This window comes from Methylobacterium currus, from assembly GCF_003058325.1.
In the GTDB taxonomy this organism is placed as follows: Bacteria; Pseudomonadota; Alphaproteobacteria; order Rhizobiales; family Beijerinckiaceae; genus Methylobacterium; species Methylobacterium currus.
Genome location: NZ_CP028843.1, coordinates 2,998,891 through 3,019,732 on the forward strand (window position 1 = coordinate 2,998,891; position 20,842 = coordinate 3,019,732).

The window sequence follows — 20,842 nt, forward strand, 5'->3', positions numbered from 1 at the left end:
GGAAGGATCCCGTGCGGGACGCGGTGGAGGGGAGTGACAGGTTATGCGGATCATTCTGCTCGGCCCGCCCGGCGCCGGGAAAGGCACCCAATCGGCGCGGATCGTCGAGCGGTTCGGAATCCCGCAGCTCTCGACCGGCGACATGCTGCGGGCCGCGGTGGCGGCCGGCACCCCGGTCGGCCTCAAGGCCAAGGCCCTGATGGAGAGCGGCGCGCTCGTCTCCGACGACATCGTGATCGGCATCGTCGCCGACCGGATCGAGGAGCCCGACGCCCGCAGCGGCTTCATCCTCGACGGCTTCCCGCGTACGGTGGCGCAGGCCGTCGCTCTGGACACGATGCTGGCCCAGAAGGGTCTGCGCCTCGACGCGGTGATCGAGTTCAAGGTCGACGAGGACGCGCTGGTCGGGCGCATCGCCAAGCGCGCGGCCGAGACCGAGGCTCGCGGCGAGCCGGTGCGCAAGGACGACACGCCGGAGGTGTTCAAGACCCGGCTCGACGCCTATCGCACCCAGACGGCGCCGCTCTCTGCGCATTACGCCGGTACCGGCCTCCTGCGCCAGGTCGACGGCATGGCGCCGATCGACGAGGTGACGAGGCAGCTCGAAGCGATGCTCGCCCCGTTCCAGGCCGTGTCGGCGTGACGCAGGTAACGAGTTGACAACGGTTCGCGCCCGCGCTAGTGGGCGCTCCTTCGTTCAGACCCGGACGGCCCGGCGTGCCTCTCTGGAGGCCGCTCCGGGCCGATTTGCCGTCGGGACGACGCGCAGGGGCCGGACTCCACCGGACGCGCGTGAGACCTTAGAGAATGCCGTCCGGGCCCGACGCCTGGGCGCGATGGAGAGCAGGAACACCATGGCCCGTATCGCCGGCGTCAACATCCCGACCAACAAGCGCGTCGTCATCGCGCTGCAGTACATCCACGGCATCGGTGCCAAGAAGGCCGAGGAGATCACCGAGAAGGTCGGCATCCCGGCCGAGCGTCGCGTGAACCAGCTCACCGACGCCGAGGTGCTGCAGATCCGCGAGACGATCGACCGCGACTACGTCGTCGAGGGCGACCTGCGCCGCGAAGTCGCGATGAACATCAAGCGCCTGATGGATCTCGGCTGCTACCGCGGCCTGCGTCACCGCCGCAACCTGCCGGTCCGCGGCCAGCGCACCCACACCAACGCCCGCACCCGCAAGGGCAAGGCGAAGCCGATCGCCGGCAAGAAGAAGTAAGCCGCGATCCGCTAGTCCAATCGGCGGGGCCGGGCTTTCGGTTCCGCCCGACACCGGCGGCGCGAGAGCGCCGTCACCGCTACTCGTAAGAGACGTCCCGAGCGCCTGGCACCACGGGCGCGCCTGAAGGATCGAAAGACAGTATGGCCAAGGAAGCAACCCGCGTCCGTCGTCGCGAACGCAAGAACATCGTGTCGGGCGTCGCCCACGTGAACGCCTCGTTCAACAACACGATGATCACCATCACGGACGCCCAGGGCAACACGATCTCGTGGTCGTCGGCCGGCGCCATGGGCTTCAAGGGCTCCCGCAAGTCGACCCCCTACGCCGCCCAGGTCGCGGCCGAGGATGCCGGCCGCAAGGCCGCCGAGCACGGCATGCGCACTCTCGAGGTCGAGGTCTCGGGCCCCGGTTCGGGCCGCGAGTCGGCTCTGCGCGCGCTTCAGGCGGCGGGCTTCACGGTGACGTCGATCCGCGACGTGACCCCCATCCCGCATAACGGCTGCCGCCCGCGCAAGCGTCGCCGCGTCTGATCGTCCACAGGTCCGGGAGGCGTCGCGAGAAGCCTCCCGACCGACGGCCCGCGAAGAGGATTGCGTGTCGACACCCCTCACCGCCGACATCGTCCGGCCCGGCGTCCTCCCCTGGACGCTGGGCGATCGCGTTGTGGTCGCCCTCAGCGACGGCTATCTCGTGGCGTCGCTGGGGCTGGTCCAGGGCATCCCCGTCGACGAGGCCGCGAGCCTGCAGGAGCGGGGTTTCCGCAGTGTTGAGGCGCCGCGGATCTCCGTCAACGCCTTCCTGATCCTCGGCGGGCCGGCCCCGGTCCTGGTCGATGCCGGGATGGGGGCGGGCGGGCCTGCGACCCTCGGGCACCTGCCGGCGGCGCTGGCCGCCTGCGGCGTGGCGCCGGAGGCGATCGGCACCGTGCTGGTGACCCACCTGCATTCCGATCATATCGGCGGTCTGGTGGGGCCCGATCGCGCCGCCCTCTTCCCGAATGCCGAGGTGGTGATCCCGCAGGCCGAGGCCGCCTACTGGCTCGCCGAGGGGGCCGAGGGACGGGCGCCGGAGCGGGCGAAGGCGGGGTTCCGCCGCGCCCACGCGCTCGTCGGGACCTACGGCGACCGGATCCGCCGGGCCGGCGAGGGCGAGGTGCTGCCGGGGATCGAGGCGATCCTGGCGCCCGGCCACACGCCCGGCCACACCGCCTACCGGGTCCAGTCGGGCGAGAAGAGCCTGCTGATCTGGGGCGACGTGGTGCACCTGCCGGCGATCCAGCTCGCCCGGCCGGAGGCGGGCGTCTCCTTCGACGTGGACGGCGCGATGGCTGCCGCCACGCGCAAGCGCATCCTCGATCAGGCGGCGGCGGACCGCAGCCTGGTCGCCGGGATGCATCTCGAGTTTCCGGCTCTCGGCTCGGTCCGGCGCGATGGCGCCGGCTTCGCCTGGGTCCCGGAGCAGTGGAGCGCGGCGTCCTGACCGCCCCTGCTTCGAACGCGTGAGAGATCAGGACGGTGGTGTCTCCCGGGCGCGGGGGAGACCGCGAGGGGAGGGCCTTCCGGGCCGCCCCGGTGTAAGTTGGCGAGAGGTGCGAACGTGGTCATTCAGAAGAACTGGCAAGAGCTGATCAAGCCGAACAAGCTCGAGGTCACCCCCGGGCACGACCCGAAGCGGATCGCCACCGTGGTGGCCGAGCCGCTGGAGCGCGGCTTCGGCACGACCCTCGGCAACGCCCTGCGCCGGGTGCTCCTCTCCTCGCTCCAGGGCGCGGCCGTCACCTCCGTGCACATCGACGGCGTGCTGCACGAGTTCTCCTCGATTCCGGGCGTGCGCGAGGACGTCACCGACATCGTCCTCAACATCAAGACGATCGCCATCCGGTCGTCGAGCGACACCCCGAAGCGCATGACCCTGCGCAAGACCGGCCCGGGCCTGGTCACCGCCGGCGACATCGCGACGATCGGCGACGTGCAGATCCTCAATCCCGACCTGGTGCTCTGCACCCTGGACGACGGGGCCGAGATCCGCATGGAGTTCACGGTGTCGGCCGGCAAGGGCTACGTCCCGGCCGAGCGCAACCGGCCCGAGGACGCGCCGATCGGCCTGATCCCGGTCGACGCGCTGTTCTCGCCGGTCACCAAGGTGTCCTACCGCATCGAGAACACCCGCGAGGGCCAGGATCTCGACAAGGACAAGCTGACCATGACGGTCGAGACCAACGGCGCGGTCTCGCCCGAGGATGCGCTGGCCTACGCCGCCCGCATCATCCAGGATCAGCTCCAGATCTTCGTGAACTTCGAGGAGCCCCGCAAGGAGGAGGCCGCGCCGCTCGCGCCGCAGCTGCCCTTCAACCCGGCCCTGCTCAAGAAGGTCGACGAGCTCGAGCTGTCGGTCCGCTCGGCCAACTGCCTCAAGAACGACAACATCGTCTATATCGGCGACCTCATCCAGAAGACCGAAGCCGAGATGCTGCGCACGCCGAATTTCGGCCGCAAGTCGCTCAACGAGATCAAGGAAGTCCTGGCCGCGATGGGCCTGCACCTCGGCATGGACGTGCCCGGCTGGCCGCCGGAGAACATCGAGGATCTGGCCAAGCGCTTCGAGGAGCACTACTAGGCCTTTCGCGGCGGCGCGGGGTCATTCCTTGCGCCGCCACTCCGGATGCGCCCTCGCTCGGGGGCGCATCCGGAGTGGCGGTCTTCGCCACTCGCACCACAAAGGACGGCCGACCCGTGGCACGGCGGCCGAGAACCAAAGGAGAGAGCCATGCGTCACGGTTTCCGGGGTCGCCGTTTCAACCGCACCGTCGAGCATCGCAAGGCGATGTTCTCGAACATGTCGGCCGCGCTGATCAAGCACGAGCAGATCATCACCACCCTGCCGAAGGCCAAGGACCTGCGTCCCGTGGTCGAGAAGCTGATCACCCTCGGCAAGCGCGGCGACCTGCACGCCCGCCGTCAGGCGATCGCGGCGCTTCGCGGTGACGAGGTGATGGTCAAGAAGCTGTTCGACGTGCTCGGGCCCCGCTACCAGGGCCGCCCGGGCGGCTATTGCCGCATCATGAAGGCGGGCTTCCGCTACGGCGATAACGCCCCGATGGCGGTGATCGAGTTCGTCGACCGCGACGTCGACGCCCGCGGCAAGGATTCCGGCCCGGTCCAGGTGGCCGACGAGACCGCTGCCGAATAAGGCGGTCATCGCGTCGATTGCCTTGAAGGCGGCCCGCGAGGGCCGCCTTTTTTGTTCGGAACATCCCGGCGCGACGCACGATCTTCCTGCGGCATCCGCCTTCGAAGGAAACGTGATCCATGACCAAGCTGACCATCCCGGCCCTCGCCGCCCTGATCCTCGCCGGCACCGGCACGGCCGCGCTTGCCGACAAGGTCGGGGCTGACTGGATGCCGATCGGCCAGGTGATCCAGAAGGTCGAGGCCGCCGGCTACACCATGATCTCCGAGATCGAGGCCGATGACGGGCACTGGGAGGGCGAGGGGATGAAGGACGGCAAGCCGATGAAATTCAAGGCCGATCCCCGCACCGGCGCCATCCTGTCGGAGAAGCCCGGCAAGTAGGGGCAAAAGTCGGGCCGCAAGTCGGGCAGCAAGGCGGAGCCGGCGGAAAAGATCGTCCCGGCGAGGGACCGCCGCCGGCAAGCCGCTGGATTCCGGCGCCCGGGAGGCGCAAAGGTGACGCGCTTTCCGTCCCACCAGCGAAACCGTCCCATGACCGCGATCCCCGCCCTCGCCGACCTCCAGGCCCGCTACGCCGCGCTGCAGGGGCGCGGCCTCAAGCTCGACATGACCCGGGGCAAGCCTTCGCCCGAGCAGCTCGACCTGTCGGAGGGCTTGGCGGCCCTGCCGGGCAACCGCGACCACCGCACCGAGAGCGGCGAGGATGCCCGCAACTATGGCGGCGTGCAGGGCCTCGCCGAGGTGCGGGCCCTGTTCGCCCCCGTGCTCGGCGCCCCGCCGGAGCGGATCGTCGTCGGCAACAATTCGAGCCTCGCCTTGATGCACGACTGGATCGTCTACGCGCTGCTGAAGGGCGTGCCGGGCGGGGCGCGGCCGTGGTCGAAGGAGGAGGAGATCCGCTTCCTCTGCCCGGTGCCGGGCTACGACCGCCACTTCGCCCTCTGCGAAACCTACGGCATCGGCATGATCCCGGTGCCGATGACCGCCGACGGCCCGGACATGGACGTGGTCGAGCGGGAGGCCCGCGACCCCCGGGTGAAGGGGATGTGGGCGGTGCCGCAATATTCGAACCCGGGCGGTGAGACCTACAGCCACGCCACCGTCGAGCGGCTCGCCCGGATGGAGACCGGCGCGCCGGACTTCCGGCTGTTCTGGGACAACGCCTACGCGCTGCATCATCTGACCGAGCGGCGGCCCCAGCTCCGCAATGTCCTCGATGCCTGCGCCGAGGGCGGCCACCCGGACCGGGCGATCGTCTTCGCCTCGACCTCGAAGGTGACGCTGGCCGGCGCGGGCCTGGCGATGCTGGCCTCCTCCGAGGCCAACATCCGCTGGTACCTCGCCCAGGCCGGCAAGCGCAGCATCGGGCCGGACAAGCTCAACCAGCTGCGCCACATCCGCTTCCTGCGGGACAAGGCCGGGATCGACGCCCTGATGGACGGCCATCGCCGGCTCCTGGCGCCGAAGTTCCGCGCGGTGACCGAGACCTTGGGCCGCCATCTCGGCGATACCGGCGTGGCCCGCTGGAGCGAGCCGGAGGGTGGCTACTTCATCCTGCTCGAAGTGCCGGAGGGCTGCGCGACCCGCGTGGTCAAGCTCGCCGCCGGCTGCGGCCTTGCGCTGACGCCGGCCGGCGCCACGCATCCCTACGGCCGCGACCCGCAGGACCGCCTGCTGCGCCTCGCCCCGTCCTATCCGAGCCTCGCCGAGGTCGAGGCCGCCGCGGAGGTGGTGGCGACCTGCGTGCTGCTGGCCGCCGCCGAGAGCCGGGAGGCCGGCGGGAGCGGGCAGGTCGCGGCCTGAGCCGCGCCCGAGGGGTGCCGGCGGCACCCGTACGCCCTCGGAGCCGTTGCGCGGATGATCCCCGGTTCGCATCACGGAACCCTGGTTCTCTCGCGAGGGAGGTCCGGGGCCGGCCTCGTCGCCCGCCGCTTCAAGCCCGGCCGATCGAGCCCCGATAGTCGCGCGGAGTCACGCCATAGGCCTGCCGGAACGCCCGGCTGAGGAGGGCGCCGTTGCCGAAGCCGTAGGCCTCTCCGATCTCGCCGATGGACCGCCGGTCGAGCGGATCGTCGAGAGCCGCGCGGATCGCCGCCAGGCGCTGGCGCGCGAGGGAGCGCGCGATCCCGCCCTCCGGCTCGAACAGGCGGTAGAGCTGCGAGCGCGACAGGCCGAGCGCCTTCGCCATCGCGTCGATCCGGAGCGGCGTGCGGAGATGGCCGCGGAGGAACTGCTTGGCGGTCCGGAGCCGGGCGGCATCGAGCGGGGTCATCGCCCGTTCGGCCGCTTCCAGGCTCGGGCGCACGCAGGCCGCGACCATGTGGAGCGTGGCCTGGGCGATAGGGCCCGCGTCCACGCTCGTGATCGCGTGGCTATGCGTGGCCAGGCTCCGCAGGTGGTCGGCGAGGAGGCGGCCCGCGCCGCCATGCAGGATTAGCCCGTGCAACGCCTCCTCGTCGGGCAGCACGGAGGCCACGGACGCGCGCGGCAAGGCGAGGATCAGCGAGCCGGTCTCCGGCACCCGGCTGCGGCGATAGGGCTGCGACAGGTCGTTGAGGCTGACCGCGCCCACCGGCACGTCGGTGACGCCGTGCTCGGTCTCGACGCGGTAGGCGTGCTGGCTCAGATGCAGGATGAAGCCGTCCTGGCCGTCGCGCCGGATCTGGGATCGGGACCGGGCAGGCCCCTGGGGGGCAGCGTTCATGACCCGCAGCGCCATCGGACCGACCTGGGTCGTCTCGATGCTGCCGCAGAACCCGACCGGGTCTGCGTCGAGGGCGTGAGCCGCGAACAGCGTGCGCCACGCATCGAAACGGTCGCGCTCGGGCAGGCTGTCCGTCGTGAAGAGGGACCGGGGGACGGGGCTCACGGGCAGGTCGGCTCATCGGGATGTCGGTCGATGTTAGCTCCTGTCGCATGGCTGGCCAGCGATATTCGGGACACACGCGACGATCGCCCGTTGCCCCGCTGCACGAGCGTCCCGTGACGGCCGCCGCGCCCGGCCGGAAGCCGGGCCTTGGCCATCCGGTTCCGGCAGGGGCGGCGCCCCCCGCCGTCACTGCATCGCTGCCTCCGCCGGTGCGGGCGCGCCCGGCTCCGCCGGGACATGCACCGGTGCCGGGCGCCGACGCGAGAAGAGCAGGATCAGCACCGGCAGGATGATGAGGATCAGGATCGGTGCCAGGCTCATGCCGCCGACCACCACCAGCGCCAGGGGCTTCTGCACCTGCGAGCCGACCCCGGCCGAGAAGGCGGCCGGCAGAAGGCCGACGCCGGCGACGACGCAGGTCATCACCACCGGGCGCATCTGGGTATAGCAGGTGCGCAGCATCGCCTCGGCCCGCTCCTCGCCGCGGGCGATCAGCCCGTTATAGTGGGTGAGCACGATGATGCCGTCCATCACGGCGATGCCGAGCAGCGCGATGAAGCCGATCGCCGCCGAGACCGAGAAGGGCGTCTCGGTGACGGCGAGCGCCAGGACGCCGCCGGCCACCGCCATCGGGATCACGCTGAGCGCCAGCAGCGTGTCGACGAGGGAGCCGAAATTCACGAACAGCAGCACGGCGATCAGCAGGATCGCCAGCGGCACCGTGACCGAGAGGCGGGCGAGCGCGCCCTGCATGTTGTTGAACTCGCCGACGAGCTCCAGCCGGTAATCCGGCGGCAGCTTCACCTCCTGCGCCACCCGCTCGCGGGCCTCGATGATGGTGCTGCCGAGATCGCGGTCGCGCACGCTGAACTTCACCGGCAGGTAGCGCTCCTGGCCCTCGCGGTAGATGTAGGCGGGGCCGGAGACCAGCTCGACGTCGGCGACGGCACTCAGCGGGATCTGGACGGTCGCGCCGCCCTGGGTCTGCCCGGCGATGCGCAGCTCGCGGATGGCGCGGACGCTCTGGCGGTACTGCGAGGCCAGGCGCACGATGATCGGGTAGTGGCGCTCGCTGCCGGTGTCGTAGAGCTCGCCCGCCGCGTCGCCGCCGATCGCGGTGCGGACCGTGGTGTTGATGTCGCCGGGGGTGAGGCCGTAGCGGGCGGCCCGGGTGCGATCGACGTTGATCTGCACCGTCGGCTGGCCGAGGGAGGTGAAGACGCCGAGATCGGTGACGCCGGGCACGCGCTTCAGGGTCGCCTCGACCTGGCGCGCCACGTCGGTGAGGGTCTGCAGGTCGGGGCCGAACACCTTGAACGAGTTCTCGCCCTTGATGCCCGACACCGCCTCCGCGACGTTGTCCTGAAGGTATTGCGACAGGTTGAACTCGACGCCCGGGAATTCGGTCCGCAGCCGCTCCAGCAGGGCGCCGGTCATCGCGTCCTTGGTCATGCCCTCGCGCCATTGCTCGGCGGCTTTGAGGGGCGCGAAGAACTCGCCGTTGAAGAAGCCGGCGGCGTCGGTGCCGTCGTCGGGCCGGCCATGCTGCGAGACCACGCGCTCGACCTCCGGCACCTCGGCGATCACCCGGCGGATCCGGTTGACGTAGAGGTTGCCCTCCTCCAGCGAGATCGTCGCCGGCATGGTGGCGCGGATCCAGAGGTTGCCCTCCTCGAGCTTCGGCAGGAATTCGAGGCCGAGATTGCGCCCCTCCACCGCCACGCCGAGGCCGAGGAGCGCCGCGAGGCCGAGCGTGAGCGTACGGTGGGCGAGGGCCGCCCGGACCACCGGCCGATAGAGCCTGTCGAGGGTACGGACCAGGATCGTCTCGACCTCGTGGATGTGCTCCGGCAGCAGGTAGGCCGAGAGCACCGGCGTCACCGTGAAGGTGGCGATGAGGCCGCCCGCCAGCGCGTAGGCGTAGGTCTGCGCCATCGGCCCGAAGATGTTGCCCTCGACGCCCGACAGCGTGAACAGCGGCAGGAAGCCGGTCACGATGATGATGGCGGCAAAGACGATCGAGCGGCTGACGTCCGAGGAGGCGAGCGCGATCAGCCCGAGCTTCCGCGGCATGCCCTTGGCGCCGACGAGGCCGGGGGGCAGGGCTGCGCCGTGGCCCGAGAGGCGCCGGAAGATCGCCTCGACCATGATGACCGTGCCGTCGACGATCAGGCCGAAATCGAGGGCGCCGACCGACAGGAGGTTGGCCGATTCGCCCCGCACCACCAGGATGATGACGGCGAAGAACAACGCGAAGGGAATCGTCGCCACGACGATCAGGGCGCTCCTCAGGTTGCCGAGGAACAGCCACTGCACCACCAGGATCAGCAGGATCCCGACCATCATGTTGTGCAGGACGGTGTGGGTGGTGACGGCGATGAGGTCGGCGCGGTCGTAGATGCGCTCGATGCGCACGCCCGGCGGCAGGATGCCGGCGGCCTCGATCCTCGCCACCTCCGCCTTCACCGCCTCGATCGACGGGGTCGAGCGCTCGCCGCGGCGCATCAGGACGATGCCCTGGACGATGTCGTCGTCCTCGTTCATGCCGGCGATGCCGAGCCGCGGCTGGTGGCCGATGGTGATGGTGGCGACGTCCTTCACCAGGACCGGCGCACCGCCCGACTGCGCCAGGACCGTCTCGCCGATATCGTCGACGGAGCGGATCAGGCCGACGCCGCGCACCACCGCCGACTGGCTGCCTAAGGTGATGCGGTTGCCGCCGACATTGAGGTTGCTGTCGTTGAGGGTCTTGACCACGCCCGACAGGGTGAGTCCGTGGGCCATCAACCGGTCGAGGTCGACGCCGATCTCGAAGGTCTTGGTCTTGCCGCCCCAGCCGATCACGTCGATGACGCCCGGCACCGCGCGGAAGCGCTTGCGCAGGACCCAGTCCTGCAGGGTCTTGAGATCGAGCACGCTGTAGCCGTCCGGCGCGACGAGCTTGTAGCGAAAGATCTCGCCGATCGGGCTCACCGGCGAGATCGTCGGCTTGGCGCCGTTCGGCAGGGTGTCGAGCTGGGCCAGCCGGTTGAGCACCTGCTGCTCGGCCTCGCGGTAGCTGTTGGCGAAGCCGAATTGCAGCTTCACGTCGGACAGGCCGTAGAGCGAGACGGTGCGGACCTGCTTCAGGTCGGGGAGGCCCGAGGTGATCACCTCGATCGGCACCGTGATGTAGCGCTCGATCTCCTCGCCCGAGAGGCCCGGCGCCTGAGTGATGACGTTCACCATCGGCGGCGTCGGGTCGGGATAGGCCTCGATGTTGAGGCTCTGGAACGCCGCGAGACCGCCGATCAGCAGGGCCACGAAGGCCAGGACGACGAGGGCGCGCTGGCGCAGGGCGAGGCCGACGATGCCGGTCATGGCCGTTGATCCGAAGGTGCGGGGTCGGAAAAAGGTGCGGAAGCGGTAAGGGTCAGCTCTGGGTCGACATCCGGTCGATGAAGAGCGAGCCGCGGGAGATCACCCGCTCGCCTTCCGCCAAGCCGTCGAGGATCTCGACGGTGGAGCCGTCGACGATGCCGGCCCGGATCGGCCGGTTCTCGACCGAGTTGTCCGGCTTGAGCACCCAGACGCTGGCCTTGTTGCCCTCCAGGATCACGGCGGCGCGGGGCACGGCGTGGGACAGGGTCTCGCGCTCGTTGATGATGCGCACGCTGGCATACATCTCGGGCTTGAGCAGGCCTTGCCGGTTGTCGATCTCGGCCCGCACGGTGATGCGCCGGGTCGTCGGATCGACCGAGGTGCCGATGAAGTTGATCCGGCCCTCGAAATCGCGCTCCGGATGGGCCGGCACCCGGAAGGTGATCTTCTCGTCCATCTCGACCTTGGCGGCATCGGCCTCGCGCAGCTGCGCCACCAGCCACACCTTCGACAGGTCGCCGATGATGTAGGACGGCTCGCCGCTCGAGCCGACATACTGGCCCGGACCGATCTTGCGCTGGATGATGGTGCCGCTGAGCGGCGCGTTGATCGGCGTGTCGGGGTTGATCGCCGAGCCCTTCTGCAGGGCCGCCATCTCCTCGTCGCGCAATCCGAGGATACGCAGGCGGTTGCGGACCGCCTCCAGTCCGACCTCGGCGGTGCGGTTGTCGTTGGTGGCGGTGGTGAGGTCGTTCTGGGCCACCTGGAGATCGCGCAGGGTGGTGGCCCGGGTCTCGAACAGGTCGCGCTGCCGCTTCTCGGCGGCTTGCGCGAAGCCGAGCTGCGAGCGGCTCTTGTTCAGCACGTTGAGGGCGGCGAGGTAGTCGTTCTGGGCCTGGACCATCTCGTTGGCCTGGACCGAGAACAGCGGCTGGCCGCGCTTCACCTGCTCGCCGGTGCGGGCGAAGATCGCGATGACGCGGCCGGGATAGGGCGAGAAGACCGGCGTCGCCTGGTATTCGTCGACCCCGATCTTGCCCTCGGTGACGATCTCCTCGAAGAACCGGCGCTTGACCACCGGCTCGCTCGAGACCGTCGCGAGCTGGGATGGGGTGAGGGTGAAGCCCTTGGCCGCCGGCGGCCGGGCCGCCACGTCCGCGAAGGCGGTGATCGGCTCCTGGCGGTGGCTCGGACGCAAGATGGTGTAGGCGAAGACCGCCCCGGCGGCCACGACGGCCAGGACGACGACTTGGCTGATCGGTCTCAGCGTCCGGGGCATGTTCGTCACACTCTTCGTCGGCAGGCGCGCCGCTGCGGCGCGACGGGGATGACCGATCGGCAACGCACGGGCAACACTTAGCCAAACTTGCTGACGCAAGCGTGAATAACTCTCGGGTCCAAGCCGTTCCGGGCCGGCTGTGCCGTTGGCGATACATTCGGCGGCAGGAGATCCGCGGCGCCATCGCGGCGCCATCGCGCCATCGCGGCGTCTGGGGTGCGGGTCGGCCCGGATTCCGGGTCACGCCTCCGGCGCGAGCAGGGCCGCCACCCGGGCGGCCAGATCGGCGGAGGGGAAGGGCTTCTCCAGCACCGAGAAATCCGCCGGGATGCGCGCCGCCTCGGCGTGGCCGGTGACGAGCAGGAACGGCAGGGAGGGCCAGCGCGCGCGCACCGCCTCGGCGAGGTCGAGGCCGCTCATGCCCGGCATCGCCAGGTCGGCCACGACGATGTCGAACCGCTCCGCGTCGAGCCGTTCGAGCGCCGCCTCGCCGCTCGGCACCTCGGCCTCGTCGTAGCCGAAGCCGTTGAGGAACGAGGCGGTGACGTGGCGGACCTGCGGATCGTCGTCGACGACCAGAACCCGGGCCCGGCGCGGCGCCGGAGCCGGCGCGGCCGGTGCGGTGGGCGACGCCTCGACCGCCTCGCGGGAGCGCGGCAGGTAGAGCAGCACGGTGGTGCCGCGCCCGACCGCGCTGTCGATCCGGATCGTGCCGCGCGATTGCTGGACGAGGCCGAACACCATCGCGAGGCCGAGGCCTGTGCCCTGGCCGACGCCCTTGGTGGTGAAGAACGGCTCGAACACCCGGCCTAAGATCTCCGGCGGGATGCCGGTGCCGGTGTCGCGGATCGCGATCACCGCGTAGTCGCCGTCCGTCAGGTTCGGATCGGTGCTGCCCCGGACCGTCTCGTTGCGGGTCGAGAGGGCGACGATTCCACCCTCCGGCATCGCGTCGCGTCCGTTGATGCAGAGGTTGAGGATCGCCAGTTCGAGCTGGTCCGGATCGACCCTGGCGGCCCACAGGTCGTCGCTCAAGGAGCGCTCGACCTGCACGAAGCCGCCGAGGCTGCGCCCGAGCAGGTCGTCCATGCCGCGGATCACCGCGTTGAGGTCGACGACCCGGGCCTGGAGGTCGCGGCGGTGGCTGAAGGTGAGAAGGCGCTTGGTCAGGGCCGCGCCGCGCTGCGCCGCCTGGGCGGCGTTGGTCATCAGCCGCGACAGGCGCGCGTCGCCCGCCACCTTCGGCAGGGCGAGCTCCAGGCTGCCGAGGATCGCGGTGAGCAGGTTGTTGAAGTCGTGCGCGACGCCGCCCGCCAGGGTGCCGAGGGCCTGCATCTTGTCGGCCTGGCGCAGGCGCGTCTCCAGCAGGCGCTGCTCGGTGATGTCGCGCTCGATCACCGCGAGGTGGACGACGGCGCCGCCGGGGTCGCGGATCGGGACCCGGGTGACCTGGTTCCAGGTCGGGGCCGCCTCGGGTCCGCTCGCCGCCACCGTCTCGGTCGGCGCGCCGGACGCGATCGCCGCCCGGTCGGCGGCCTCCGCCGTGTCGGCGCCGGCACCCAGGATCTCCGACTCGGTGCGGCCGAGGCAGGATTCGGGCGAGGGCGCGCCGAGGCGCGCGGCCATGCGGGCGTTGAGGCGCAGGAAACGCCCCTCGGTGTCCTTGAACGCGATCGCGTCGCCCGAATGGTCGAGGAGGCCGCGCAGGAGCGCACGCTCCGTGGCGAGATCCCGGGCGAGGCGGTGGCGCTCGTAGGCGCCCCGCACCGCGTTGCGCAGGAGCGCGGGGTCCCACGGCTTGGTGACGTAGCCGGTGATGCCGCCGCGGTTGAGCGCCGAGACCACCGCCGAGATGTCGGCATAGCCGGTGAGCAGGATCGCCTGAGCGTCGGAGATCTCGCGCGCCTGGGCGAGCAGCGCGTCGCCGGTCAGGCCCGGCATGCGCTGGTCGGACAGGATGACGTCGATGTCGGGCTCGGCGGCGATCAGCTCCAGCGCCTCCGCCGGCCGGCTGGTGGTGAGCACCCGGTACTCGTCCTCGAACAGATCCTCGAGGGCGACCAGAATATCCGGCTCGTCGTCGACCGCCAGGATCGTGCCGCGCACGCCCGAATTCATCGCCTCGCTCGTCGTCGCCATGGTCATGCGGCCCGCCTCGGAATGCTGATCACGAAGCAGGCCCCTCCCTCCGGCGACGATTCCACGGATAGCTGTCCGCTATGCGCCTGCACGACGCTGTACGCAATGGCAAGGCCGAGCCCGGTGCCGGATCCGACCGGCTTCGTGGTGAAGAACGGCTCGAAGATCCGCTCGCGCAAGCCCTCCGGCACGCCAGGGCCGGTGTCGCAGATCCGGATCACGTCGTTGTCGTCGCGGATCGCGGTCTCGATCGTGATGGTGCCGTCCCCGGGGATCGCATCGGCGGCGTTGCCCAGGATGTTCATCACCACCTGGTTGAGCAGGGCCGGCGAGCAGCGCATCTCGGCCGCGCCGGAAAAGTCCTTGCGCACCGTGATGCGGGTGCCGAGCTTGTGCTGGATCAGCGCCAGCACGTTCTCGATCGCGTCCGGCACGTTGACGGTCTGCATCTCGCCCTCGTCGAGGCGCGAGAACTTGCGCAGGTTAACGACGAGGTCCTGGATCCGGGACAGGCCGAGGCGCATCGACCCGACCCGGTCGCGGGCCTTGTCGAGGGCGCGCCGGGCCGGCGTGCCCTCCGGCACCGCGCCCGCCACCTCGCCGATCAGCCGTTCGACCGTGCCCTGATGGGCCAGGATGAAGGCCAGCGGGTTGTTGATCTCGTGGGCGATGCCGGCGACCAGCTCGCCGAGGGACGCCATCTTGGCGGCCTGGACGAGCTTGGCCTGCGTGTCCTTGAGGCGGTGGTTGGCCTGTTCGAGGTCGTGGTTCGCCTGGGCGAGGGCGCCGGCGAGCGCCGCCTTCGCCTCGGCGGCGGTGGCCTCGGCCTTGGCGCGCTCGGCGGCGAGGGCGTGGCGGCGCACCTCGTCGGCGACCCGACGGTCGTCCTCCTCCAGGAGCTTGCGGCGCACCAGAGTCCGCACCCGGATCGCCAGGAGATCGGCGTCGGCGCCTTTCGCCACCACGTCGTCGGCCCCGGCCGAGAACGCCTCGACCAGCAGGTCCTTGCTGGAGGAGGCCGCCGAGCCGATGCCGACGAGGTAGAAGCCCGGCGCCCCCGCGCCGGTGGCGGCGCCGCGGAAGCCGTCGATCCGGCGGCAGAGCGCGATGGCGTCGAAGCCGGTCCCCAAGAGGTCGACCGTGACGCAGTCGAAGCCCTCTCCCGGCGCCTCGAGCGCCGCCATCGCCTGGTCGGGCCCGTCGGCGGTGACGACCTCGTGGCCCTCCTGGGCGAGCAGCGCCGAGAGGTAGGCCCGGAAGGTGGCCGAGCCGTCGACGACCAGGATGCGGGCGCGGCGGAAGCTCGCCGGGCGGCCGGGCTCGTCCGCCGGCACGGCGGCGCGCTCGCGCAGCAGCGCGCGGATGCGCAGGAGCAGGAGGTCGCGGTCGGCGGATTTCGGCACGTAGGCGTCGGCGCCGCTCTCCAGGCCCTGGCGCTCGAAGTCGCGCCCGCTCGCCTCGGTGAGCATCAGCACCGGCGTCGCCCGGGTGCGCATGGCGAGCCGCATCTGCCGGGTCAGCTCGTCGCCGTTCATCCCCGGCAGGTGGTAATCGGCCACCACGAGATCGGGCAGGCCGTGATTCATCGCCTCGAGGGCTCCTTCCGCGGTGGCGTGCCGCGTGACCGAGAAGCCGTTGCGCTCCAGGAAGAGCCGCAGCTGCAGCGCCTGGGTCTCGGAATCCTCGACCAGGAGGATGCGGGGCGAGGTCGCGGGCAGCGCCGTCACGCCGAGAGGCCCGGCTGCACCGACCGCAGGATCCGCGACGCGATCAGGTCGAGGGGGAGCACGCTCCCGGCGGCCTTGAGGCGCACGGCGGCCGCCGGCATGCCGTAGACGACGGCCGAGCTCTCGTGCTCGGCGATGGTGGCGGCCCCGGCCAGGTGCATGTCGAGGAGACCGGCGGCGCCGTCCTCGCCCATGCCGGTGAGCAGCACCCCGAGGCCCCGCGGGCCGGCCGAACGGGCGACGGAGCGGAACAGCAGCGTCGCCGAGGGGCGCTGCCCGCCGAGAGGCGGCTCGTCGAGGAGCGTCAGGAGCCCGCCGGGCCCGAGCGTCAGGTGGCGGTCGCCCGGCGCGACGTAGACGTGGCCGCTCACGGGCCGCACGCCCTCGCCCGCGATGACGACGGTGAGCGGCACGACGCCGTTCAGCCAGTCGGCGAAGCCCTCCATGAAGGCGGCGCCCATATGCTGGACGAGCAGGACCGGGAGCGGAAAATTCGCCGGCAGGGCGCCCAGCAGCTTGGCGAAGGCCGGCGGCCCGCCGGTCGAGGCGGCGACCGCGAGCACGCTCGGGGCCTGCGTCGCCGGGATCGTTCCGCGCAGCTCCTCCCGGGGCGCGTCGGGGCGGGCCAGGCGCTCGGCGCCGATCGGCCGGCGCCGGATCACCGGGACCTGGCTCATGATGCGCAGCTGGGTGCAGATCTGGTCCGAGATCGCCTCGTAGGCGCGGTGCCCGGTGCCGACCGGCTTCTCGACCACGCTCAAGGCGCCGGCCCGCAGGGCGTTCATCGAGATCTTCAGCGAGGAATCCTCGACCGCGTCGGCGACGACCACGATCGGGGTCGGGCGCTCGGCCATGATCCGCCGGGTCGTCTCCAGCCCGTCGATCCCCGGCAGGCGGATATCCATCGAGATCACGTCGGGCTGGACCCGGTGGATCTCCCGCAGGGCCTCCTCGCCGGAGGCGACGGCGGCCACCAGGGCCAGGCGCGGATCGCGGCTGACGATGTGGGCGAGGAGCTGGCGCACCACCAGCGAATCCTCCACCAGCATGACGCGGACGGGGGCGCTCACAGCAGCTGACCGATCGTGTCGAGAAGCTCGCGCTGGTCGAACTTCTGCTTGGTGATGTAGGCGTCGGCCCCGAGATCGAGGCCCCGGCGGATGTCGGCGGGATCGCCGCGGGAGGTCATCAGGATCACCGGCAGCCGCGTCAAGCCCGGATCGGCCTTCACCGCCTGGAGCAGGCCGAACCCGTCGAGGCGCGGCATCTCGACGTCGGCCACCACGAGGTCGACGTCGCCTCCGTCCCGCCGCAGCCGGTCGAGGGCGTCCTGGCCGTCGACGCAGACGAAGACCCGGTAGCCATGCGCCTCCAGGATGCTCTTCTCCAGCGTCCGTGTGGTGATCGAATCGTCGACGACCAGCACGGTGGGCACGCGCCGCGCCCGGCGCTCGGGCAACGCTGCCGGGGCCGCCACCAGCCCGCCGCCGCGGGCCCGGGCGCACAGGCCCTCGGGGTCGAGCACCAGGGCCGGGTTCTCGTCGGCGAGCATGACGGTGCCGGACATCAGCTCGGGGTCGCCGCCGAAGGGCGGGGCCGGACCGACGAGGAGCACCCGCACGTCGAGCAGCCGGTCGACGGCGACGGCGCACAGGGACGCGCCGCAGCGCAGGAGGACGGCGCGGACCTGGCCGTCACGGAGAGGAAGGGGGACAACACCGGATCCGAGGAGCGACGCGAGGGGAACGAGCGGCACGACAACGTCCCGTCCCCCCTGCTTGATCCGTGCCGCCGGCTCGCCCGCCACGGACGCGAGGTCGCGCTCGCCGAGGCGCAGGAGCCCGGCGACCGCGCCGCTCGGCAGGCCGAAGGTCTGCGGCGCCTCCCCCGGCCGAAAGCCCGCCTCGACCAGCAGCACGGGCTGGCGCGCGGCGGAGAGCGGCACGGTGATGGTCACTTCCGTGCCGGAGGGCTCCGCCGGGCGCAAGGACGCCCGGCCGCGCAAGGCGCGCGCGGCCTCCGCCACCACCGACAGGCCCATGCCGCGCCCGGCGATCCGGTCGACGGCCGTCGCCGTGGAGAAGCCCGGCGCGAAGACGAGGTCGAGGATCTCGTCCCGGCCGGGCTCGGGTCCGGGCGGCACCAGCCCCTGGCGCCGGCCGGTCTCGAGGATGCGGGCGAGGTCCGGGCCGCGGCCGTCGTCGCGGATTCTCACGACGAGCTGCGAGCCCTTCGAGGCGACCGAGAGGGTGACCGACATTGCCTCCGGCTTCGCCAGGGCGCGGCGCGCCTCGGGACGTTCCGCGCCGTGGCTGATCGTGTTGCGCAGGGCGTGCAGCACCGGGTCCTTGAGGGCCTGGAGCAGGCCGCGATCGACCTGGAGGTCGAGCCCGTGCAGCCGCACCTCGATCGGCAGTCCGGCCTCGCGGGCGATCTCCCGCACCATCCGGCCGTAGCCGCCGAACACCGTCTCGGCCGGGACCAGCAGCAGGCGGTCGGATTCGTCGCGCAGGCGCCGCAGGGCGGTGTCCACCGCGCCGGTGCTGCGGCTCTGCACCCGGGCGAGGCTCGAGATGCCGCGGATCACGGCCCGCAGGTCGCCGTCGAGGCGCCGCACCCGGTCGACGAAGCCGTCGAGCGCCGCGCCCGCCGGATCGCCGGCCTCGCGCAGGCGGCGGGCCAGCGCCACCATCTCGCCGGTGCGGCCCTGCACCGTGTCGACGCTGCGGCGCAGGTTGCGCGCGGCGGATTCGAGGCCTGCCACCGCGCCGCCGATCACCTCCTGGCCCTGGAGCACGGCCGTCAGGTCGTGCACCGACTTCGACAGGCTCTCGACCTGGTCGCTGGCGATGCGCAGATAGGAGACGGCGTGATCCTGGTGCGCCTGCGGCGCCGGCTCGGATGTCGGCTCGGGCCCGGTATCCGGTTCGGGGTCCCGCTTGCCCTGCGGTGGGGCTTCGGGGATCGGCGCGCCGGACAGGCAGGCATCGAGGGCCGCGATGGCGTCGGCCGGCGCCGACGGCTCGGGGTCGTCCGAGAGGCCCGCGACCAGCCCCTCGATCCGGTCGAGGGCGAGGTCGACCACGCCGGCGGTCGCGCGGTCGAGGCCGGCCCGGCCCTGCACCACCCGGTCGAACAGGGCTTCCAGCCGGTGGGCGACCTCCTCCACCGCCGGCAGGTCGACGGCGCGGGCCGCCCCCTTCAGGCTGTGGGCGCGGCGGAACACGTCGTTCCAGTCGGCCGGCCGTCCCGCCTCGGCCTCGGCGAGCGCCGTCCGGATCGCCGCGATGTGCTCGCGGTGCTCGGCGTCGAAGGCCGCGAGGAGGAGCTGGCGGATATCGTCCATCGGGTTGAGCGCGACGCCTTACGTCAGAGCCGGTAGCGCTCGGCGAGCGCCAGGAGGGCGCCGGCGAGCTCGCTCAGGTTGGCGGCGGCGGCCTCGACCTGGCGGGTGCCGGCCGCGGTCTGCTGGCTCGCCTGGCGGATGTTCTGGAGCGCGCCCATCACCTGCTCGATGCCGAGCTGCTGCTGGTTGGTCGAGGCGACGATCTGCTGGAAGGTCTGCACGCTCTCCTGCACCCGGGCGGTGATCTCCTCGATCGTCGCGTGGGTGGTGTCGGTGCGCTCCTTGCCGACCGCCACGCGCTTGACCGCCTCCTCGGTGAGCATCACCGAGGCGTTGATGCCGCGCTGGATGTCGCCGAGGATCGCGCGAACCTGGGCGGTCGCCTCCTTGGCCTGGTCGGCGAGGGCCTTCATCTCGGAGGCCACCACCGCGAAGCTGCGCCCGCTCTCGCCCGCCGCCGCCGCCTCGATGGCGGCGTTGAGCGCGAGCAGATGCGTGCGCTCGGAGACGTCGTTGACCGTGGCGATGATCTCGCCGATCGCCTGCGTCTTCTCGCTGAGCGCAACGATGTTCTCCGCCACCGCCTCGCTCTGCTCGCGGATCGCGTCCATGGCGCGCGCGGTCTCGTCGACGGCGCGCAAGCCCGCACTCGAGGTCTGGGCGGTGGCCTGGGCGGTGGCGATCACTTCCTGCGCGCGCTTGCCGATCTGGGCCCCCGCATGGGTGATCTCGTCGACGGTGGCGGCGGTCTCCTGCACGGCGGCGAACTGCTCCTCCACGCTCGCCGCCTGCTCCTGGGCCGAGGCGCGGATCTCGGCCGCCGCCGCGTTGAGGTTCGAGGTCGAGGCGCGGTTCTGGCTGGCCAACTGGCGCAGGCCCTCGACCATCTGGTTGAGCACGGCGCCGAGGCGCCCGAGCTCGTCGCGGCTGGTCTCGGCGATCCGGCCGGTGAGGTCGCCGCCCCCGACCTTGCCGACGAAGGCCATCACCGCGTCGAGGGGCTGCACCACCGAGCGGCGGATCAGCACCGTGATGACGAGCGCCATCACGACGCAGACCACCAGCGCCGCGATGGTCGAGAGCCGGCTCTCCTCGTAGATCGCCCCGACCCGGCGCTGGCCGGCCGCGATGGCGCCGTCGAGGGCATCGCGCGCCGCCCCCATGGTGCGCACGAAGTTGTCGCCGGACTGGTCGAGGGCGGTCTCGGCCGCCTGGATGCCCGGCACGTCGTTGGCGGTGATCGCCTCGAACTGGCGCTCGGTGGCGGTGCGGGTGGTGCGCAACTCGGCCCCGGCGGCGACCAGCAGCTCGGCGATGCGCTGCCAGGCGGCGGCACGGTCGGGCGAGAGCGACTGGGCCCGGTAGTCGTTGGCGGTGGTGATCGCGCCGGCGAGCGCCGTCTCGGCGGCGGCGGCGTTGCGCCGCCAGGTCACCGTCGGCTCCTCCTTGGCCGTCGGATCGCGGCCCATCGCCCGCAGGTAGTAGCGGGTGGTCGCCTCGTCGCGCAGGTCGCTCATCCGGCGCTGCGCCTCGCGGATGTTCTCCAGCTGGTGCATCACCGTCAGGTCGCGGGTGACGATGATGTCGGTGGCGTTGCGCACCTCGCCGATCTGCCCGACCGCGTAGACGCCGAGCGCCACGATCACCAGGACGACGGCGGCGAAGCCGAGGAGGATGCGGTTCCCGATCGAGAGCGACACGCGTG

16 protein-coding genes are annotated in these 20,842 nt (G+C 71.5%); 8 read left to right on the plus strand and 8 right to left on the minus strand.

Features of this window, described 5'->3' with window-relative positions:
- Nucleotides 1-43: 43 nt before the first annotated feature.
- The 8 genes from DA075_RS14030 (at nucleotide 44) to DA075_RS14065 (ending at nucleotide 6,220) form a co-directional block, all read left to right on the plus strand.
- Nucleotides 44-643 (plus strand): adenylate kinase, encoded by a 600-nt coding sequence (locus DA075_RS14030; RefSeq protein WP_099953756.1) that lies wholly within the window; start codon nucleotides 44-46, stop codon nucleotides 641-643.
- Between the two features lie 211 nt (nucleotides 644-854).
- A complete protein-coding gene (gene rpsM / locus DA075_RS14035) occupies nucleotides 855-1,223 on the plus strand; it encodes a 30S ribosomal protein S13 (RefSeq protein ID WP_048450473.1) in 369 nt (122 codons plus the stop codon).
- A gap of 143 nt (nucleotides 1,224-1,366) precedes the next feature.
- Entirely contained in the window at nucleotides 1,367-1,756 is a 390-nt protein-coding gene (rpsK, locus tag DA075_RS14040) for a 30S ribosomal protein S11 (RefSeq protein WP_015928609.1), read from the plus strand.
- A 64-nt stretch (nucleotides 1,757-1,820) separates the two neighbouring features.
- On the plus strand, nucleotides 1,821-2,705 hold the full coding sequence (locus DA075_RS14045; RefSeq protein WP_244936575.1) for an MBL fold metallo-hydrolase: 885 nt from the start codon (nucleotides 1,821-1,823) through the stop codon (nucleotides 2,703-2,705).
- Between the two features lie 99 nt (nucleotides 2,706-2,804).
- Nucleotides 2,805-3,842: a DNA-directed RNA polymerase subunit alpha gene (locus tag DA075_RS14050; protein WP_414468138.1), complete on the plus strand. Its 1,038-nt coding sequence runs from the start codon at nucleotides 2,805-2,807 to the stop codon at nucleotides 3,840-3,842.
- Between the two features lie 150 nt (nucleotides 3,843-3,992).
- Entirely contained in the window at nucleotides 3,993-4,415 is a 423-nt protein-coding gene (rplQ, locus tag DA075_RS14055; RefSeq protein ID WP_099953757.1) for a 50S ribosomal protein L17, read from the plus strand.
- A gap of 119 nt (nucleotides 4,416-4,534) precedes the next feature.
- Entirely contained in the window at nucleotides 4,535-4,798 is a 264-nt protein-coding gene (locus DA075_RS14060) for a PepSY domain-containing protein (protein ID WP_099953758.1), read from the plus strand.
- A gap of 150 nt (nucleotides 4,799-4,948) precedes the next feature.
- Complete coding sequence (locus tag DA075_RS14065; RefSeq protein ID WP_099953759.1) at nucleotides 4,949-6,220, plus strand: aspartate aminotransferase type Ic; 1,272 nt, start codon at nucleotides 4,949-4,951, stop codon at nucleotides 6,218-6,220.
- A gap of 130 nt (nucleotides 6,221-6,350) precedes the next feature.
- Here the strand turns inward: DA075_RS14065 and DA075_RS14070 are convergent, their stop codons facing one another.
- From DA075_RS14070 to DA075_RS14105, 8 genes are all read right to left on the minus strand, one after another.
- The gene (locus DA075_RS14070; RefSeq protein WP_099953760.1) at nucleotides 6,351-7,286 is read right to left on the minus strand and encodes an AraC family transcriptional regulator; all 936 of its coding nucleotides are present in this window, start codon (nucleotides 7,284-7,286) and stop codon (nucleotides 6,351-6,353) included.
- Between the two features lie 186 nt (nucleotides 7,287-7,472).
- The gene (locus DA075_RS14075; protein WP_099953761.1) at nucleotides 7,473-10,646 is read right to left on the minus strand and encodes an efflux RND transporter permease subunit; all 3,174 of its coding nucleotides are present in this window, start codon (nucleotides 10,644-10,646) and stop codon (nucleotides 7,473-7,475) included.
- A 52-nt stretch (nucleotides 10,647-10,698) separates the two neighbouring features.
- Nucleotides 10,699-11,925, minus strand: coding sequence for an efflux RND transporter periplasmic adaptor subunit (locus DA075_RS14080; RefSeq protein ID WP_099953762.1), 1,227 nt, complete (start codon nucleotides 11,923-11,925; stop codon nucleotides 10,699-10,701).
- 240 nt (nucleotides 11,926-12,165) lie between these two features.
- The gene (locus DA075_RS14085; protein WP_099953763.1) at nucleotides 12,166-14,070 is read right to left on the minus strand and encodes a response regulator; all 1,905 of its coding nucleotides are present in this window, start codon (nucleotides 14,068-14,070) and stop codon (nucleotides 12,166-12,168) included.
- Nucleotides 14,067-15,791: a response regulator gene (locus DA075_RS14090; protein WP_244936576.1), complete on the minus strand. Its 1,725-nt coding sequence runs from the start codon at nucleotides 15,789-15,791 to the stop codon at nucleotides 14,067-14,069. The genes DA075_RS14085 and DA075_RS14090 overlap by 4 nt, the downstream gene beginning before the upstream one ends.
- Nucleotides 15,788-16,840, minus strand: coding sequence for a chemotaxis-specific protein-glutamate methyltransferase CheB (gene cheB, locus DA075_RS14095; RefSeq protein ID WP_164712545.1), 1,053 nt, complete (start codon nucleotides 16,838-16,840; stop codon nucleotides 15,788-15,790). Before cheB ends, DA075_RS14090 begins: the two co-directional genes overlap by 4 nt.
- A gap of 17 nt (nucleotides 16,841-16,857) precedes the next feature.
- Nucleotides 16,858-19,137, minus strand: coding sequence for a hybrid sensor histidine kinase/response regulator (locus DA075_RS14100; protein ID WP_099953765.1), 2,280 nt, complete (start codon nucleotides 19,135-19,137; stop codon nucleotides 16,858-16,860).
- 23 nt (nucleotides 19,138-19,160) lie between these two features.
- Nucleotides 19,161-20,837, minus strand: coding sequence for a methyl-accepting chemotaxis protein (locus tag DA075_RS14105; RefSeq protein WP_099953766.1), 1,677 nt, complete (start codon nucleotides 20,835-20,837; stop codon nucleotides 19,161-19,163).
- Nucleotides 20,838-20,842: the final 5 nt, after the last annotated feature.

Coding starts and splice junctions, on each gene's coding strand:
- DA075_RS14030 (WP_099953756.1), top strand. CDS start 44: ATGCGGATCATTCTGCTCGGCCCGCCCGGCGCCGGGAAAGGCACCCAA.
- rpsM (WP_048450473.1), top strand. CDS start 855: ATGGCCCGTATCGCCGGCGTCAACATCCCGACCAACAAGCGCGTCGTC.
- rpsK (WP_015928609.1), top strand. CDS start 1,367: ATGGCCAAGGAAGCAACCCGCGTCCGTCGTCGCGAACGCAAGAACATC.
- rplQ (WP_099953757.1), top strand. CDS start 3,993: ATGCGTCACGGTTTCCGGGGTCGCCGTTTCAACCGCACCGTCGAGCAT.
- DA075_RS14060 (WP_099953758.1), top strand. CDS start 4,535: ATGACCAAGCTGACCATCCCGGCCCTCGCCGCCCTGATCCTCGCCGGC.
- DA075_RS14065 (WP_099953759.1), top strand. CDS start 4,949: ATGACCGCGATCCCCGCCCTCGCCGACCTCCAGGCCCGCTACGCCGCG.
- DA075_RS14075 (WP_099953761.1), bottom strand. CDS start 10,646: ATGACCGGCATCGTCGGCCTCGCCCTGCGCCAGCGCGCCCTCGTCGTC.
- DA075_RS14080 (WP_099953762.1), bottom strand. CDS start 11,925: ATGCCCCGGACGCTGAGACCGATCAGCCAAGTCGTCGTCCTGGCCGTC.
- DA075_RS14085 (WP_099953763.1), bottom strand. CDS start 14,070: ATGACCATGGCGACGACGAGCGAGGCGATGAATTCGGGCGTGCGCGGC.
- cheB (WP_164712545.1), bottom strand. CDS start 16,840: ATGCTGGTGGAGGATTCGCTGGTGGTGCGCCAGCTCCTCGCCCACATC.
- DA075_RS14100 (WP_099953765.1), bottom strand. CDS start 19,137: ATGGACGATATCCGCCAGCTCCTCCTCGCGGCCTTCGACGCCGAGCAC.